The 13,783-nt window shown below is 61.9% G+C and carries 12 protein-coding genes and 4 tRNA genes; 6 read left to right on the top strand and 10 right to left on the bottom strand.

The annotated features are described in order from the left end of the window. Positions 1-90 precede the first annotated feature (90 nt). A complete protein-coding gene (locus ACTJKT_RS05695) occupies positions 91-546 on the bottom strand; it encodes a YkvA family protein (protein ID WP_007927824.1) in 456 nt (151 codons plus the stop codon). Between the two features lie 289 nt (positions 547-835). Further along, entirely contained in the window at positions 836-1,549 is a 714-nt protein-coding gene (locus ACTJKT_RS05690) for an FKBP-type peptidyl-prolyl cis-trans isomerase (protein ID WP_440786453.1), read from the bottom strand. 269 nt (positions 1,550-1,818) lie between these two features. Here ACTJKT_RS05690 and ACTJKT_RS05685 point away from each other — a divergent pair, with 269 nt between their 5' ends. After that, positions 1,819-3,627, top strand: a complete 1,809-nt coding sequence (locus tag ACTJKT_RS05685) for a di-heme-cytochrome C peroxidase (protein WP_440786452.1) — start codon at positions 1,819-1,821, stop codon at positions 3,625-3,627. Positions 3,628-3,656: 29 nt separating this feature from the next. Further along, the gene (locus ACTJKT_RS05680; protein ID WP_440786451.1) at positions 3,657-4,793 is read left to right on the top strand and encodes a catalase family protein; all 1,137 of its coding nucleotides are present in this window, start codon (positions 3,657-3,659) and stop codon (positions 4,791-4,793) included. Positions 4,794-4,923: 130 nt separating this feature from the next. On the opposite strand, the gene ACTJKT_RS05675 is transcribed toward ACTJKT_RS05680, so the two are convergent. The 4 genes from ACTJKT_RS05675 to ACTJKT_RS05660 all read right to left on the bottom strand — a co-directional run bounded on the left by ACTJKT_RS05675 (position 4,924) and on the right by ACTJKT_RS05660 (position 5,453). Continuing rightward, positions 4,924-5,000, bottom strand: a tRNA-Asp gene (locus tag ACTJKT_RS05675). A gap of 19 nt (positions 5,001-5,019) precedes the next feature. Continuing rightward, positions 5,020-5,095: transfer RNA gene (locus ACTJKT_RS05670), tRNA-Val, on the bottom strand. A gap of 186 nt (positions 5,096-5,281) precedes the next feature. Then, positions 5,282-5,358, bottom strand: a tRNA-Asp gene (locus ACTJKT_RS05665). Positions 5,359-5,377: 19 nt separating this feature from the next. Next, a tRNA-Val gene (locus tag ACTJKT_RS05660) sits at positions 5,378-5,453 on the bottom strand. Between the two features lie 160 nt (positions 5,454-5,613). Here ACTJKT_RS05660 and rdgC point away from each other — a divergent pair. The 3 genes from rdgC to sugE all read left to right on the top strand — a co-directional run bounded on the left by rdgC (position 5,614) and on the right by sugE (position 8,035). Further along, positions 5,614-6,534: a recombination-associated protein RdgC gene (rdgC, locus tag ACTJKT_RS05655; RefSeq protein ID WP_009045083.1), complete on the top strand. Its 921-nt coding sequence runs from the start codon at positions 5,614-5,616 to the stop codon at positions 6,532-6,534. Between the two features lie 100 nt (positions 6,535-6,634). After that, a complete protein-coding gene (locus ACTJKT_RS05650; RefSeq protein ID WP_440786450.1) occupies positions 6,635-7,600 on the top strand; it encodes a bile acid:sodium symporter family protein in 966 nt (321 codons plus the stop codon). 117 nt (positions 7,601-7,717) lie between these two features. Next, positions 7,718-8,035, top strand: a complete 318-nt coding sequence (gene sugE / locus ACTJKT_RS05645; protein WP_097304652.1) for a quaternary ammonium compound efflux SMR transporter SugE — start codon at positions 7,718-7,720, stop codon at positions 8,033-8,035. A 144-nt stretch (positions 8,036-8,179) separates the two neighbouring features. On the opposite strand, the gene ACTJKT_RS05640 is transcribed toward sugE, so the two are convergent. The 4 genes from ACTJKT_RS05640 to ACTJKT_RS05625 all read right to left on the bottom strand — a co-directional run bounded on the left by ACTJKT_RS05640 (position 8,180) and on the right by ACTJKT_RS05625 (position 13,007). Continuing rightward, the gene (locus ACTJKT_RS05640) at positions 8,180-10,054 is read right to left on the bottom strand and encodes an MFS transporter (protein ID WP_440786449.1); all 1,875 of its coding nucleotides are present in this window, start codon (positions 10,052-10,054) and stop codon (positions 8,180-8,182) included. A gap of 84 nt (positions 10,055-10,138) precedes the next feature. After that, a complete protein-coding gene (locus ACTJKT_RS05635) occupies positions 10,139-11,287 on the bottom strand; it encodes a TDT family transporter (RefSeq protein WP_440786448.1) in 1,149 nt (382 codons plus the stop codon). Between the two features lie 107 nt (positions 11,288-11,394). After that, the gene (locus ACTJKT_RS05630) at positions 11,395-11,706 is read right to left on the bottom strand and encodes a cupin domain-containing protein (RefSeq protein ID WP_025805630.1); all 312 of its coding nucleotides are present in this window, start codon (positions 11,704-11,706) and stop codon (positions 11,395-11,397) included. A gap of 95 nt (positions 11,707-11,801) precedes the next feature. After that, positions 11,802-13,007, bottom strand: a complete 1,206-nt coding sequence (locus ACTJKT_RS05625) for an MFS transporter (RefSeq protein WP_440786447.1) — start codon at positions 13,005-13,007, stop codon at positions 11,802-11,804. Positions 13,008-13,098: 91 nt separating this feature from the next. On the opposite strand from ACTJKT_RS05625, the gene ACTJKT_RS05620 reads away from it, so the two are divergent. Next, complete coding sequence (locus tag ACTJKT_RS05620) at positions 13,099-13,644, top strand: TetR/AcrR family transcriptional regulator (protein WP_440786446.1); 546 nt, start codon at positions 13,099-13,101, stop codon at positions 13,642-13,644. The last annotated feature ends 139 nt before the right edge of the window (positions 13,645-13,783 follow it).

Here is a 13,783-nt window from a genome sequence, read left to right as displayed (position 1 = left end):
ACACATAACGAGTCGGACTTTTCCTTATGAAGTGTAATCCTAACAGTCACTAAGGTCGCGGGGGCAGCGTTGTATGGATCCGAATTCACCTCAGTTTTTCTTCGGACCTTCCAATTGCAGTTGTTCCGGGGTGTCGGGCAAACGCTCCACCACCGCCAGCTTCTCCGGTTGCTGGCGATTGCGCCAGGCGCGAAAGGCGCTGAGTTCGCCGTCCAGGGTTTTCATGATCCAGGCCAGCACGGCGATGTCATCGAGCATGCCGAACATGGGTAGGAAGTCCGGGATGGCATCCAGCGGACTGAGGAAGTACATCAGGCCCGCGACCACCGACAGCAGCGCCTTGGGGCTGATGGCGCGGTACTCGCCACGCCAGTAAGCCAGGCACAGGGCCTGCAGCAGGCGCAAATCGTCCTTGAGCTTGCCGAGACGGCCGCCTTGCAAGGCGCCTTTGCTGGCCACGGCGAACAACAGGGTCGGCAACCGGCCACGGCTGAGCAAGCGGCCGGCCAGGGGCAGGAAGCGGGCAAAATTCCAGGGTGCTTTCATCGTCACTCCCACTGAAATGTTATCCACACAAATTGTGGATAACCTTGTGAACAGAGCCGCTTTTCACAGCTGAAAGCCCCGTTTTACAAGGGCTCGGCTCAGATCGGGCGTTTTTTACTCACATAAAAAAACCCATAATTTCATTGACTTGGCAGTCTCATGCGGCTAGCCGCAGCGCGTCCTGTTAAGACTATGCCTTATGCCGTGGGTTCGCATTTTTTCCCGGACCAACGACCAGATACGACAACGCCCCGTAAGGACGGGGCGTTGTCATTGAACCAGACGAAGATTACTTGGCGGCGTCTTGTTTCGCTGGATCCTTGATGCCCAGCAGTTCCAGCTCGAACACCAGAACCGAGTTGGCCGGAATGGCCGGGCTCGGGCTCTGTGCGCCGTAGGCCAGATCGCTCGGGATGTACAGCTTGTACTTCTCGCCGACGTGCATCAGTTGCAGGCCTTCGACCCAACCCGGAATCACGCCGCTGACCGGCAGATCGATCGGGCTGCCGCGCTCGACCGAGCTGTCGAACACAGTGCCGTTGGTCAGGGTACCGGTGTAGTGAACGGTCACCACGTCGGTCGGCTTAGGCTGGGCGCCATCGGCTTTCTTCAGCACTTCGTACTGCAGGCCCGAGGCGGTAGTGGTCACGCCAGTCTTCTTGCCGTTTTCTTCGAGGAATTTCTTGCCGGCGGCTGCCGACTCTTCGCTCATCTTGGCCATGCGCTCTTCAGCACGCTTTTGCAGCGCGGCGAAGGCTTCGACCAATTCGTCGTCTTTCAGCTTCTGTTCTTTCTTGCCGATGGCATCTTCGATGCCCTGGGCTACAGCTTTGGAATCCAGATCATCCATACCTTCCTGGGCAAGGCTTTTGCCCATGTTCAGGCCGATACCATAGGAAGCTTTCTGCGCCGGGGTTTTCAGCTCCACGCTGGTCTGCGAGTCACAACCCGCGAGTACCAGGCTAACCAGGGCTACCGCCGCCGCTAACCGATGCTGTTTCATGCTATTTCCTTGTTCATGCGCCTAAAGGGCATTCGAGTAAAGCCGCGAGCTTATCAGGCGGCCACGACCAATGGCTACCGGCATGAGAGCTGGATTAACCCGATAAGTTCACGTGTTTAAAAGCATTTTGCCGGTCATTACAACGAGTGCGGGGAAGAATGCATCACACACAAGGTAATGACACCTGGCTGATATCTGACGTAATGGCCACTTGCCCGGCAGTTTGCCCTGAGGCATAAGAGAGCCACAATTCGACAAGGATGTACATCTTGCGCCTCTTATCCCGTGTTTTGCTGCTGATTCTCGCCCTGATCGGCGTCGCCCTGGCCGTAGCCCTGTATTACGTGGCCAATCCGAAATTGCCCGACTATGTGCCCGCCCGACAGGTGCATTATCAGGATCAATGGAGCGCCGCCGACCGCCAGGCCTATTACTTCACGCCCCAGGGCACGCAGGTGAAGGGCCTGCGCTATGAGTGGTTCGCCGCCCTGGAACTGCCCTTCTCCACGCAACGCTTCGCCGCGCCCCAGTACCTGGCCCGCTTTGGTTTCCTGGTCGATCCGGCGCAGCAGGCCAGCGCCGATAATCCGGCGAACCTGCCGGTGGGTTTCACCCGCCATCAGAACCCTGGCAGCCCGCAGCACTACCTGGACATCACCTGCGCCGCCTGCCACACCGGCGAGCTGCGCTACAACCAGCAGGCCCTGCGGGTCGATGGCGGTTCAGCGCAGCATGTACTGCCCTCCAGCGTGCCCACCCTGCGTGGCGGCAGCTTCGGCCAGGCGCTGGTCGCCAGCCTGGCGTCGACCTATTACAACCCGTGGAAATTCGAGCGCTTCGCCCGCAACGTGCTGGGCCAGAACTACGATGCCGAGCATGAACAGCTGCGCAAGGACTTCAAGGCGTCGCTGGACACCTTCCTGCGCGTCGCCTGGAACGACACCCACCGTGGCCTCTATCCCACCGAAGAAGGCCCCGGGCGTACCGACGCCTTTGGCCGGATCGCCAACGCCAGCTTCGGCGACGCCATTTCCCCCGACAACTATCGGGTAGCCAATGCGCCGGTGGATTACCCCCAGCTATGGGACATCTGGACCTTCGACTGGGTGCAGTGGAACGGCTCGGCCCAGCAACCCATGGCCCGCAATATCGGCGAGGCGCTGGGCGTCGGCGCCACCCTGAACTTCTTCGATACCCAGGGCCAGCCGCTCAAGGGCGATGCCCGGTATCCGTCGAGCGTTCGGGTGCGCGACCTCAATCGCATCGAAGAAACCCTGCAACGGCTGAAACCGCCAACCTGGCCCGAAGAACTGTTCGGCAGCATCGACAAGCCGCTGGCAGCCAAGGGGCGAGCGCTGTTCGCGGAAAACTGTGCGGGCTGCCATGTCCCGCCGGTCAGCGAGGTCAACGGACGCCCGGTGCAACGACTGAAAATGCTGCCGGTTGCGGTGATCGGCACCGACCCCAATACCGCCAACAATATTGCCGACCAACGCTATGACCTGAGCACGCTGCAATGGGATGCCGCCGAGCTGGCCCAGTCGAATGTCGAACTGCACCCAACACCCGGCGAACCGCTGGACATGCGCCAGTTGTCCGCGGCCAAGGGCCTGGCCTATGTCACGGCCTTCGTCGAGGAGCGCGCCTACCGGGACGCCCAGGTGACCCCGGCCGAGCGGCCGCGGCTCGACGGCTACGGCCTGCCGATCGGCGTTCGCGAACTGCGGGCCTACAAGGCCCGGCCGCTGGCAGGAGTGTGGGCCACCCCACCCTTCCTGCATAACGGTTCGGTGCCCAGCCTGTACCAGTTGCTCTCGCCTCAGGCCGAACGCGCCAGCACCTTCTATAAAGGCACCTTCGAATACGATCCGAAGCACCTGGGCTACCGCACCGCGCCCTTCAAGAACGGCTTCCTGTTCGATACGCGGATCAGCGGCAACCACAACAGCGGCCATGAATTCCGCTCGGGCAAGCGTGGCAACGGGGTGATCGGCCACCTGCTGCAACCCGAGGAACGCTGGGCGCTGCTGGAATACCTGAAAGTGCTGGGCGGGCCGCTGGAGGCGCAGCTGCCATGACCCTGCCCCCTCATCGAAAGGACGGTTTGATGCTGATCACCTTATGGCTGCGCCTTGGTGCGCTGCTGCTCAAGACACTTGTGCTGCTGGTGCTGATCGCCCTGCTCGGCTGGGCACTGAACAGCGCCTGGTCGATCTGGCGCTACCAGGGGCCAGTCTCGACCGAAGAGCAGGTCCCGCCCGGCGAAGCCGCCATGACCCAGGACATCATCAAGACCGCCGTGCGCATCGTCGATCAGCACCGGGACAACACCCGATACCTGCGCGACGCCCACGCCAAGGCCCACGGCTGCATAAAGGCCGAGGTCCAGGTTCTCGAGCAACTGACGCCGCCGTTGCGCCAGGGCGTGTTCGCCGAACCCGGCAAGACCTGGCAAGCCATGGTGCGGCTGTCCAACGGCAATGCTTATCCACAGTTCGACAGCATTCGTGATGCACGCGGGATGGCGATCAAGTTGCTGAATGTGCCCGGCACCCAGCTATTGAAGGAGCAGCAGGGCCGTGGCGAGCAGGACTTTGTGATGTTCAACCATCCGAACTTCTTCGTCAGCGATGTCGCCGAGTATCGGCAGAATGTCGCCGCGCAGGCGGACGGAAAAAAGGTCGGAGCCTTTTTCCCTGGCTGGGACCCGCGCACCTGGCAGGTCCGTCACCTGTTCATTGCCTTGGCCACCCTGTCACCGCCCCCGGCCAGCCCGACGCAAACCCGCTATTTTTCGGTTTCGCCCTACAAGTTCGGCGGCGTCAACGCCAAGTTCCGCGTCGCACCGGATCCGGACAGCTGCCCGGCGTACAACCTGCCCCCACAGAACCAGGCCCTGCCCAACTTTCTGCGCCACGCCCTGAACCAGCAGCTGTCGACCGACCGGGTGCCGGCCTGCTTCGTGCTGCAGGTGCAACGCCAGGACCCAAGCCACTACATGCCCATCGAAGACACCAGCATCGAATGGCGAGAAAGCGATGCGCCCTTCGAAACCGTGGCGCGGATCAGGATTCCCGCCCAGGACTTCGATACCCCGCAGCAGAACCTGCAATGCGACAACCTGTCCTTCAACCCCTGGTTCGGCCTGGAGGCGCACCGCCCCATCGGTGGCATCAACCGCCTGCGCAAGGCGGTGTACGAAGCGGTCAGCGACTACCGGCACAGTCGCAACGCCGAGCAGTGAGCCACAAACGAAAAAAGCGGCCCGCAGGCCGCTTTTTTGGGGGGGCATTCGCATACCCCAGACAGCAAAAAGCCCGCGTTAGCGGGCTTTCTGTAATGAGCTGGCGTTCAGTGTTCCAGCTCATCGAATATGGCGCAGCGGACGGGACTCGAACCCGCGACCCCCGGCGTGACAGGCCGGTATTCTAACCGACTGAACTACCGCTGCGCGTAGCGTTGAAAGCAAGTGGTGGGTGATGACGGGATCGAACCGCCGACCCTCTGCTTGTAAGGCAGATGCTCTCCCAGCTGAGCTAATCACCCTTTACCTTCGTTGCGGGGCGCATTATTACACAGAAATTCATAACGTGCTGATTTAAATAACAAAATTATCAAAAAAAGCTGAATTTCGATGTATCGGGCGCCGCGCATGAAACACGGGCACAAAAAAGCCCGCGTTAGCGGGCTTTCTGTGATGACCTGGCGTTCAGTGTTCCAGATCATCGAATATGGCGCAGCGGACGGGACTCGAACCCGCGACCCCCGGCGTGACAGGCCGGTATTCTAACCGACTGAACTACCGCTGCGCGTAACACTGAAAGCGAATGGTGGGTGATGACGGGATCGAACCGCCGACCCTCTGCTTGTAAGGCAGATGCTCTCCCGGCTGAGCTAATCACCCTTCACGTTCGGTGTGGCGCGCATTCTACGGAGCGCCCCCTACTCTGGCAAGCACTTTTTAAAATAATTTTTTCAGGCCTTCCAAAGGCTTAGCGGAGGGTTGGCCTATGGAGCTGCGCGGAGAATAATGCCCCCCTTTGTATAAAGGAGAGATTCACCCCATGTGGTTCAAGAACCTGCTTATCTATCGCCTGACCCAAGATCTGCCCTTTGATGCTGAGGCGCTGGAAACCGCACTGGCCACCAAACTGGCGCGTCCATGTGCAAGCCAGGAGTTGACCACTTACGGTTTCGTCGCGCCGTTCGGCAAAGGCGAAGATGCGCCGCTGGTACACGTCAGCCAGGACTTCCTGCTGGTCGCCGCGCGCAAGGAAGAACGTATTCTGCCTGGCAGCGTGGTGCGCGACGCGGTCAAGGAAAAGGTCGAAGAGATCGAAGCCGAGCAAATGCGCAAGGTCTATAAAAAGGAACGCGACCAAATCAAGGATGAAATCATCCAGGCATTCCTGCCGCGCGCCTTTATCCGCCGCTCCTCGACTTTCGCCGCCATCGCGCCGAAGCAGGGCCTGATCCTGGTCAACTCGGCCAGCCCGAAGCGCGCCGAAGACCTGCTCTCCACCCTGCGCGAAGTGCTCGGCACCCTGCCGGTGCGTCCGCTGACCGTGAAGACCGCGCCGACCGCGATCATGACCGACTGGGTGAAAACCCAACAAGCCGCCGACGACTTCTTCGTCCTCGACGAATGCGAGCTGCGCGACACCCACGAAGACGGCGGCATCGTCCGTTGCAAGCGCCAGGACCTGACCAGCGAAGAAATCCAGCTGCACCTGAGCACCGGCAAGGTGGTCACCCAATTGTCCCTGGCCTGGCAGGACAAGCTGTCCTTCATGCTCGACGACAAGATGACGGTCAAGCGCCTGAAGTTCGAAGACCTGTTGCAGGACCAGGCGGAACAGGACGGCGGCGACGAAGCCCTGGGCCAACTGGACGCCAGCTTCACCCTGATGATGCTGACCTTCGGCGACTTCCTCCCGGCGCTGTTCGAAGCCCTGGGTGGCGAAGAGATTCCACAAGGCATCTGACCTTGTAGCAGCCAGCTGGCCCGATCCGCCGCTCGCTCCTGCAGGAGCACCATAGACGCCACCGCTTTCGGTGGCGTTTTCATATAAGAAGGAACAGGCCATGCGTGCACTGGCAGCATTAAGTCGTTTTGTCGGCAATACCTTTGCCTACTGGGTACTGATTTTCGCGGTGGTGGCGTTCTTGCAGCCGGGCTGGTTCATCGGCCTCAAGGGCGCCATCGTGCCGCTGCTGGGCCTGGTGATGTTCGGCATGGGCCTGACCCTGAAGCTCGAGGACTTCGCCGAAGTCGCCCGCCATCCATGGCGCGTGGCCCTGGGCGTGGTCGCGCACTTCGTGATCATGCCGGGCGTGGCCTGGTTGCTGTGCCAGGTCTTCCAGCTGCCGCCGGAAATCGCCGTCGGCGTGATTCTGGTCGGCTGCTGCCCGAGCGGTACTTCGTCCAATGTCATGACCTGGCTGGCCCGCGGTGATCTGGCGCTGTCGGTGGCGATCGCCGCCGTCACCACCCTGCTGGCGCCGTTGCTGACCCCGGCCCTGATCTGGCTGCTGGCCTCGGCCTGGCTGCCGGTCTCGTTCATGGAGCTGTTCTGGTCGATCCTGCAAGTGGTGCTGCTGCCGATCGTGCTCGGGGTGATTGCCCAGCGCGTGCTCGGCGACCGAGTGCGGCATGCGGTGGAGGTGTTGCCGCTGGTGTCAGTGGTCAGCATCGTGATCATCGTCACCGCGGTGGTGGCCGCCAGCCAGGCGAAAATCGCCGAGTCCGGCCTGCTGATCATGGCTGTGGTGATGCTGCATAACAGCTTCGGTTACCTGCTGGGTTACTTCACCGGCCGCCTGTTCAAGCTGCCGTTGGCGCAACGCAAATCCCTGGCCCTGGAAGTCGGCATGCAGAACTCCGGCCTCGGCGCCGCCCTGGCCAGCGCGCACTTCTCGCCGCTGGCGGCGGTGCCCAGCGCACTGTTCAGCGTCTGGCACAACATTTCCGGGGCGCTGCTTTCCACCTGGTTCCGCCGCATGAGCGAAAAGGACGAGCGCGTGCTGGCGGCCCAGCAAGCGAGCGACTAAGGAGAAACTTGATCCCCGGATTAATGCTGGACACTATACTGCGCAACGCGGGGACGACCCCGCGGCTCGATCGAGTCATTAATCTGGGGACGACCCCGTCAATCGATGGAGGTCATCATGTCCTGGATCATTCTGCTTTTCGCCGGCCTGTTTGAAGTGGGCTGGGCCGTCGGCCTCAAATACACCGACGGTTTCAGTCGCCCTCTCCCTACTGCCCTGACCATCGCCGCCATGGCGGTCAGCCTCGGCCTGCTGGGGCTGGCGATGAAGGAACTGCCGCTGGGCACCGCCTATGCCATCTGGACCGGGGTCGGTGCGGTCGGCACGGTGATCGCCGGGATCATTCTGTTCGGTGAGTCCATGGCGCTGTTCCGCCTGGCCAGCGTGGCGCTGATCATTACCGGGTTGGTCGGCTTGAAGGTCAGCGCGGCCTGAACCCTCTGTAGCCGCTACCGCAGGCTGCGACCGACCGGCACGGTCGCAGCGTTCTGAAGATCGCCAGCGGTCTGGCGGCAGATCGGGAACCAAGGCCCTGCGGGCCTTATCGCAGCCTCGCAGGCTCGGCAGCGGCTACAGGTATCAGCGCACGGAGCCGCGCAGCTCGCCCACCAGGCTTTGCAAACGGGCCGGTTCGGCACTGTCGGCTGTCACGGCCGAACCGGCCACCAGGGTCACTCGCGACCACAGGCGGCGGAACAGCCCCTTGCTCGGATCACGGCTGAAGAAGCTGCCCCACAGCCCCTGCAACGCCAGCGGAATCACCGGCACCGGCGTTTCTTCGAGAATCCGCGTCAGCCCGCCCTTGAACTCGTTGATCTCGCCATCGGCGGTCAGCTTGCCTTCCGGGAAGATGCACACCAGCTCGCCATCCTTGAGGTAATGGGCAATTTTGGTGAACGCCCTTTCGTAGATCTGGATGTCTTCGTTGCGTCCGGCAATCGGAATGGTCCCGGCGGTACGGAAGATGAAGTTGAGCACCGGCAGGTTGTAGATCTTGTAATACATCACGAAACGAATCGGCCGTCGCACCGCGCCGCCGATCAGCAAGGCATCGACGAAGGACACATGATTGCACACCAGCAACGCCGCGCCTTCGTCCGGGATCGCCTCCAGGTTGCGATGCTCGACCCGGTACATGGAATGGCTGAGCAGCCAGATCATGAAACGCATGCTGAACTCGGGGACGATCTTGAAGATGTAGGCGTTGACCGCGATGTTCAGCAGCGACACCACCAGGAACAGCTGCGGGATCGACAGCTTGGCCAGGCTCAGCAAGACGATCGAGACGATCGCCGACACCACCATGAACAGCGCGTTGAGAATGTTGTTCGCGGCAATCACCCGCGCCCGCTCGTGCTCCGGGGTCCGCGACTGAATCAGGGCGTACAGCGGCACTATGTAGAAACCGCCGAAGATACCCAGGCCGAGAATATCGATCAGCACCCACCAGGCGTGGCTATAACCTAGTACCTCGATCCAGCCGTAACCCGCCTCGCTGACCGGAATCCCGCCGGAATGCCACCACAGCAGCAGGCCGAACACCGTCAGGCCGAACGAACCGAAGGGCACCAGGCCGATCTCGACCTTACGTCCCGAGAGCTTCTCGCACAGCATGGAACCGACAGCGATCCCCACCGAGAACACGGTGAGGATCAGCGTGACCACCGTCTCGTCCCCGTGCATCCACTCCTTGGCATAGGCCGGGATCTGCGTCAGGTAGATCGCCCCGACAAACCAGAACCACGAGTTGCCGACGATCGAGCGCGACACGGCCGGAGTCTGCCCCAGACCCAGGCGCAGGGTGGCCCAGGACTGGCTGAAGATGTTCCAGTTCAGGCGCAGGTCCGGGGTGGCTGCCGCGGCCCGGGGAATGCCTCGGCTGGCGAGGTAACCGAGCACGGCGACGGCAATGATCGCCGTCGAGACGATGGGGGCGTAATGGGCGGAAGACATCATGATCCCGGCGCCTATGGTCCCGGCGAGAATCGCCAGGAAGGTGCCCATTTCCACCAGGCCGTTGCCCCCCACCAATTCTTCCTCCCGCAACGCCTGGGGCAGGATCGAATATTTCACTGGGCCGAACAGCGCCGAGTGAGTGCCCATGGCGAACAGCGCCAGCAGCATCAGCGACAGGTGATCGAAGACAAAACCCACCGCCCCCACCGCCATGATCAGGATCTCGCCGAGCTTGATCAGGCGGATCAACGCGTCCTTGGCGAACTTCTCGCCGAATTGCCCGGCCAGCGCCGAGAACAGGAAGAACGGCAGGATAAACAGCAAGGCGCAGAGGTTGACCCAGATCGAGCGGTCCCCCTCGATGGCCAGCTTGTAGAGAATGGCGAGGATCAGCGACTGCTTGAAGATGTTGTCGTTGAACGCACCGAGGGACTGGGTAATGAAGAACGGTAGGAAACGCCGCGTACGAAGCAAGGTGAACTGTGAGGGGTGACTCATCTTCCATGTCCCTGAGTGGCTTGGATGCTGTTATTGGATTATCGATCTTCGATCCAGGCCACAACCTTACCTAAAGTTCGCGGATTATTTCGCTAATCCTGCGATGCAAGGCGAAACGAACAACTCACCTCGATAAGCGCCCTGCAGCGTACGCTTGCCCACCAGCAGCCACATCGACGCCAGCGCCAGGACCAACAGGCTGCCGAACACCGCGAAAAACGTCAGGTTCAGGGTGCTGGCCAGTTTCAGGGTGGTCAGGGCATAGACCCCCAGCGGGAAGGTGAACCCCCACCAGCCGAGGTTGAACGGAATGCCGTCGCGCAGGTAACGCAGAGTGATCAGCAACGCCGTCAGCATCCACCACAGGCCGAAACCCCACAGGGTGATACCGGCCACCAGCCCCAGGCCCTCAGCGATTTCGCCCACTCCGGTCATGCCGTTGGCGGCAAAGATCGCCGGAGCGTCCGCGCCCAGCAGCAACATACCCAGGGCCCCTGTGCCGATCGGTCCCAGGGCCAGCCAGCTCGAGGCAGCCATGCTTTCGTGAGGCAGCTTATGCAAGGCCATGCGCAACATGAGAATGGTCAGGATGCTGAAGGCCACCGGCAGCGAGAAGGCCCAGAGCACATAGCTGGTCACCAGCATCACCAGCTGCGAATGCGCGTCCACCAGGTGCGGCGCCAGCAGCCCGCCACTGGCGGCGGCGACTTCGGCCGCGACCACCGGCAACAGCCAGACCGCGGTCATCTGGTCGATACGGTGCTCCTGGCGAGTGAACATCATGTAGGGAATCAGCACCCCGCAAGCCAGCGACAGCGCCACGTCCAGCCACCACAACAGCTCGGCCAACTGCACCACGCCCTCGCCCCAGCGCGGTAGGCCGAACAGCAGAAAACCGTTGATGATGGTGGCCAGGCCCATGGGGATGGTGCCGAAGAACATCGAGACCGTGGAGTGCCCGAAAATCCGCCGGGCTTCGTCGAAGAACATTACCCAGCGTGCCGCATAGGCCGCGCTGAACACTACGAACAGTACGATGGTGAACAGCCACAGCCCCTCGGCCAACAGGTGCAGGCCCGGGATCCGCAGCGGCAACTGGGCCAGCGCCAGGGCCAGCACGCCGGTGCCCATGGTGGCGGCGAACCAGTTGGGGGTGAACTGGCGGATGGCTTCGCGAGGATGCTGCAACTGGCTCAAGGGCCGTCCGGTTCTGAGGGTGTTGGGGCATGTCATGGTGTGATCTCCTGTCCTCCGATGAGGTGGAGCCATGATAGAACCGGATCGAATATCTATATAACGGGTAATTTCTCTATCTGTTATCTATTTTACAAATACAAGAACTAGACACTGCCCTCGGTTTCCACCACCAGCACCCGCGCCGCACCTTGCGGATGGGCCACATGCTCGGTACCGACATCGGCGTAGAAGATATCGCCCACTTCCAGCAGCACCGACTGTTCCAGGCCGTTTTCCCGATAGTGCATGCGCACCTGGCCATCGAGCACGACAAAGACTTCCTGCCCGTCGTTGGTGTGCCATTTATAAGGCTGGTCGGTCCAATGCAGGCGTGTGGTGATGCCGTTCATGTTGGCGATATCCAGCGCCGCCCAGGCCCGCTCCCCGGTAAAGGTTTTACTGCGAATAATCTTCATCGATGCCCGCCGCTCCCAAGGTTGGCGCGCGCACCCTGCACGCGCCCGGTGTGCAGGCTAACCCAAGCCGGCGCCCGGATCAGCCACCCCAGTGCTCAACTTTCCTGGGCGATACAGGTCTTGGCGGTTCGCTGACGCAGCAGCCCCAGCAAAGCGGCCAGGGACAGCAGGATCAACACCACGCCATAGCCGTCGGTGGTCGCGATCAGGCCAAGGCTGCGCGTCAGGTTTCCCGCGAGCAGGGACGGCAGGCAGAACGCCAGATAACTCAGGACATAAAACGCCGACATCAACCCCGCCCGCTCATGGGGCAAGGCCAGGGGCATCACACTGCGCAAGGCGCCGAGGAACCCGGAGCCAAAACCGCCACCTGTGACCAGGGTACCGAGGAAGAACAACGGCAGGCTGGCGGTGTGCACGGCGATGAGGACCAGACCGATGCCGACGACCAGCAGGCTCGCGCCCAGCCGCAGCACCTTGTCCGCCGGACGATGGCGCAGGGCAAAAATCATCAGGGCACCGCTCAGGGTCAGCACCGCCACCAGGCCGCCACCGATCAGGTTCGAGGTCGAGCCCGTCGCGGTGCGCACCAGCGATGGCGCCAACGACAGAAAGAACCCGCCCACGGCCCACACTGCCACGTCCACCGGTAACGCCAGCCACAGTGCCCGTCGCGCCTGGGGCGGCACATGCAGGGTGGGCCGCAGGGAGGCCCAGACACCAGGCTGGGCACTGACCGTCTCCGGCAGGCGCCAGAGGTACAGCGCCTGGGCGACAAACAACACCAGCAGCAGCCAGTAGGCCAGTTGCAGCGGCAACGGTGCGTATTCCACCAGCAAGCCGCTGCCCATCGCCCCGCACGCCATGCCCAGCAAGGGCGCCACGCTGTTGACCAGCGGCCCCTGCTGCCGGTCGGTGTCCAGCAGCGCCGCCCCCAGCACACTGGTGGCCATACCGGTGGCGAAGCCTTGCATCACCCGTGCGGCAATCAGCCAGGCCACGCTGTCGGCCTGGATGAACAGCAGCATCGCCAGTATGTCCAGCAGCAGCGCCACGAAGATCACCGGCTTGCGCCCCAGATAATCCGAAAGCGAACCCACGCTCAGCAGTGCCGCCAACAGGCTCAAGGCGTAGACGCCGAAGATCAGGGTCAAGGTCGCCGAGGAGAATTGCAGCGCTTGCTGATACAGGTGGTACATCGGCGTCGGCACACTGGAAGCGGCGAGAAAACTGAGTAAGGTGATCGCCAGAAACAGCAGTCTGGAACGGTTTGACAGTGAAGAGTCGACAGGACTGGACATGGGCACGCTCCATTAAAGCTAATTTTTTGCTTTTGCGGAGTGTGCTACCGCCTCGCTCTTAAAGCAAATTCTTTGTGTTAAGGTTCGATCCATGGCTATTAAAGAAGGTTTACGCCCGGGCGGGCGCAGTGCCCGGGTGCAGGAATCCATCCACTCGGCAGTCCGTGAACTCCTCGAAGAACAGGAGCGCTCGACCCTGACCGTGCCGCAGATCGCCGTCCGCGCCGGCGTCACGCCTTCGACCATCTACCGGCGTTGGGGTGACTTGTCGGCGCTGCTGGCGGATGTCGCCCTGGAACGCATGCGCCCGGACGGCGAACCGGCCACTACCGGCAGCCTGCGCGGCGACCTGCGGGCCTGGGCCGAACAGTACCTCGACGAAATGAGCTCCGAACCCGGACGCACCATGATGCGCGACGTGCAATGCAGCGCCACGCCCGGCTATTGCGTGAGCATTCTCAGCGGGCAATTGCAGATCATCCTCGATCGCCACCGGCACAGCGAAGCAGCCCTGCCCAACCTCGACCGGCTACTGAATATGCTGGTGGCGCCGACGGTGTTCCGCATCCTGTTCGCCGCGGCACCGCTTGACGTGCAGGAGCTGCATGAACTGATCGACATCGCGCTGCAGTCTTGAGGCCGTCATCGCGCTTCTGCAGGAGCGCGCCTGTTCAGGGCAAAGCCTGACAGCTAGCCCTCTTCCCCCTGCGACACCTGGCCGCGCCAATACCTTGGTCGACACTGACGAACCCCGAACATCGTGCGAGACTGTCTGA

This window comes from Pseudomonas sp. 22526, assembly GCF_052044735.1.
Lineage (GTDB): Bacteria > Pseudomonadota > Gammaproteobacteria > Pseudomonadales > Pseudomonadaceae > Aquipseudomonas > Aquipseudomonas piscium.
Note: the sequence above shows the minus strand (reverse complement) of the source record. Positions and strands in the feature narration are given on the sequence as shown.

What these genes read in the sequence shown, in the direction of transcription:
- ACTJKT_RS05690 (WP_440786453.1), bottom strand. Translation starts at nt 1,549, where the DNA reads ATGAAACAGCATCGGTTAGCGGCGGCGGTAGCCCTGGTTAGCCTGGTA.
- ACTJKT_RS05650 (WP_440786450.1), top strand. Translation starts at nt 6,635, where the DNA reads ATGCGTGCACTGGCAGCATTAAGTCGTTTTGTCGGCAATACCTTTGCC.
- ACTJKT_RS05625 (WP_440786447.1), bottom strand. Translation starts at nt 13,007, where the DNA reads ATGTCCAGTCCTGTCGACTCTTCACTGTCAAACCGTTCCAGACTGCTG.
- ACTJKT_RS05630 (WP_025805630.1), bottom strand. Translation starts at nt 11,706, where the DNA reads ATGAAGATTATTCGCAGTAAAACCTTTACCGGGGAGCGGGCCTGGGCG.
- ACTJKT_RS05640 (WP_440786449.1), bottom strand. Translation starts at nt 10,054, where the DNA reads ATGAGTCACCCCTCACAGTTCACCTTGCTTCGTACGCGGCGTTTCCTA.
- ACTJKT_RS05680 (WP_440786451.1), top strand. Translation starts at nt 3,657, where the DNA reads ATGCTGATCACCTTATGGCTGCGCCTTGGTGCGCTGCTGCTCAAGACA.
- ACTJKT_RS05695 (WP_007927824.1), bottom strand. Translation starts at nt 546, where the DNA reads ATGAAAGCACCCTGGAATTTTGCCCGCTTCCTGCCCCTGGCCGGCCGC.
- sugE (WP_097304652.1), top strand. Translation starts at nt 7,718, where the DNA reads ATGTCCTGGATCATTCTGCTTTTCGCCGGCCTGTTTGAAGTGGGCTGG.
- rdgC (WP_009045083.1), top strand. Translation starts at nt 5,614, where the DNA reads ATGTGGTTCAAGAACCTGCTTATCTATCGCCTGACCCAAGATCTGCCC.
- ACTJKT_RS05635 (WP_440786448.1), bottom strand. Translation starts at nt 11,287, where the DNA reads ATGACATGCCCCAACACCCTCAGAACCGGACGGCCCTTGAGCCAGTTG.
- ACTJKT_RS05620 (WP_440786446.1), top strand. Translation starts at nt 13,099, where the DNA reads ATGGCTATTAAAGAAGGTTTACGCCCGGGCGGGCGCAGTGCCCGGGTG.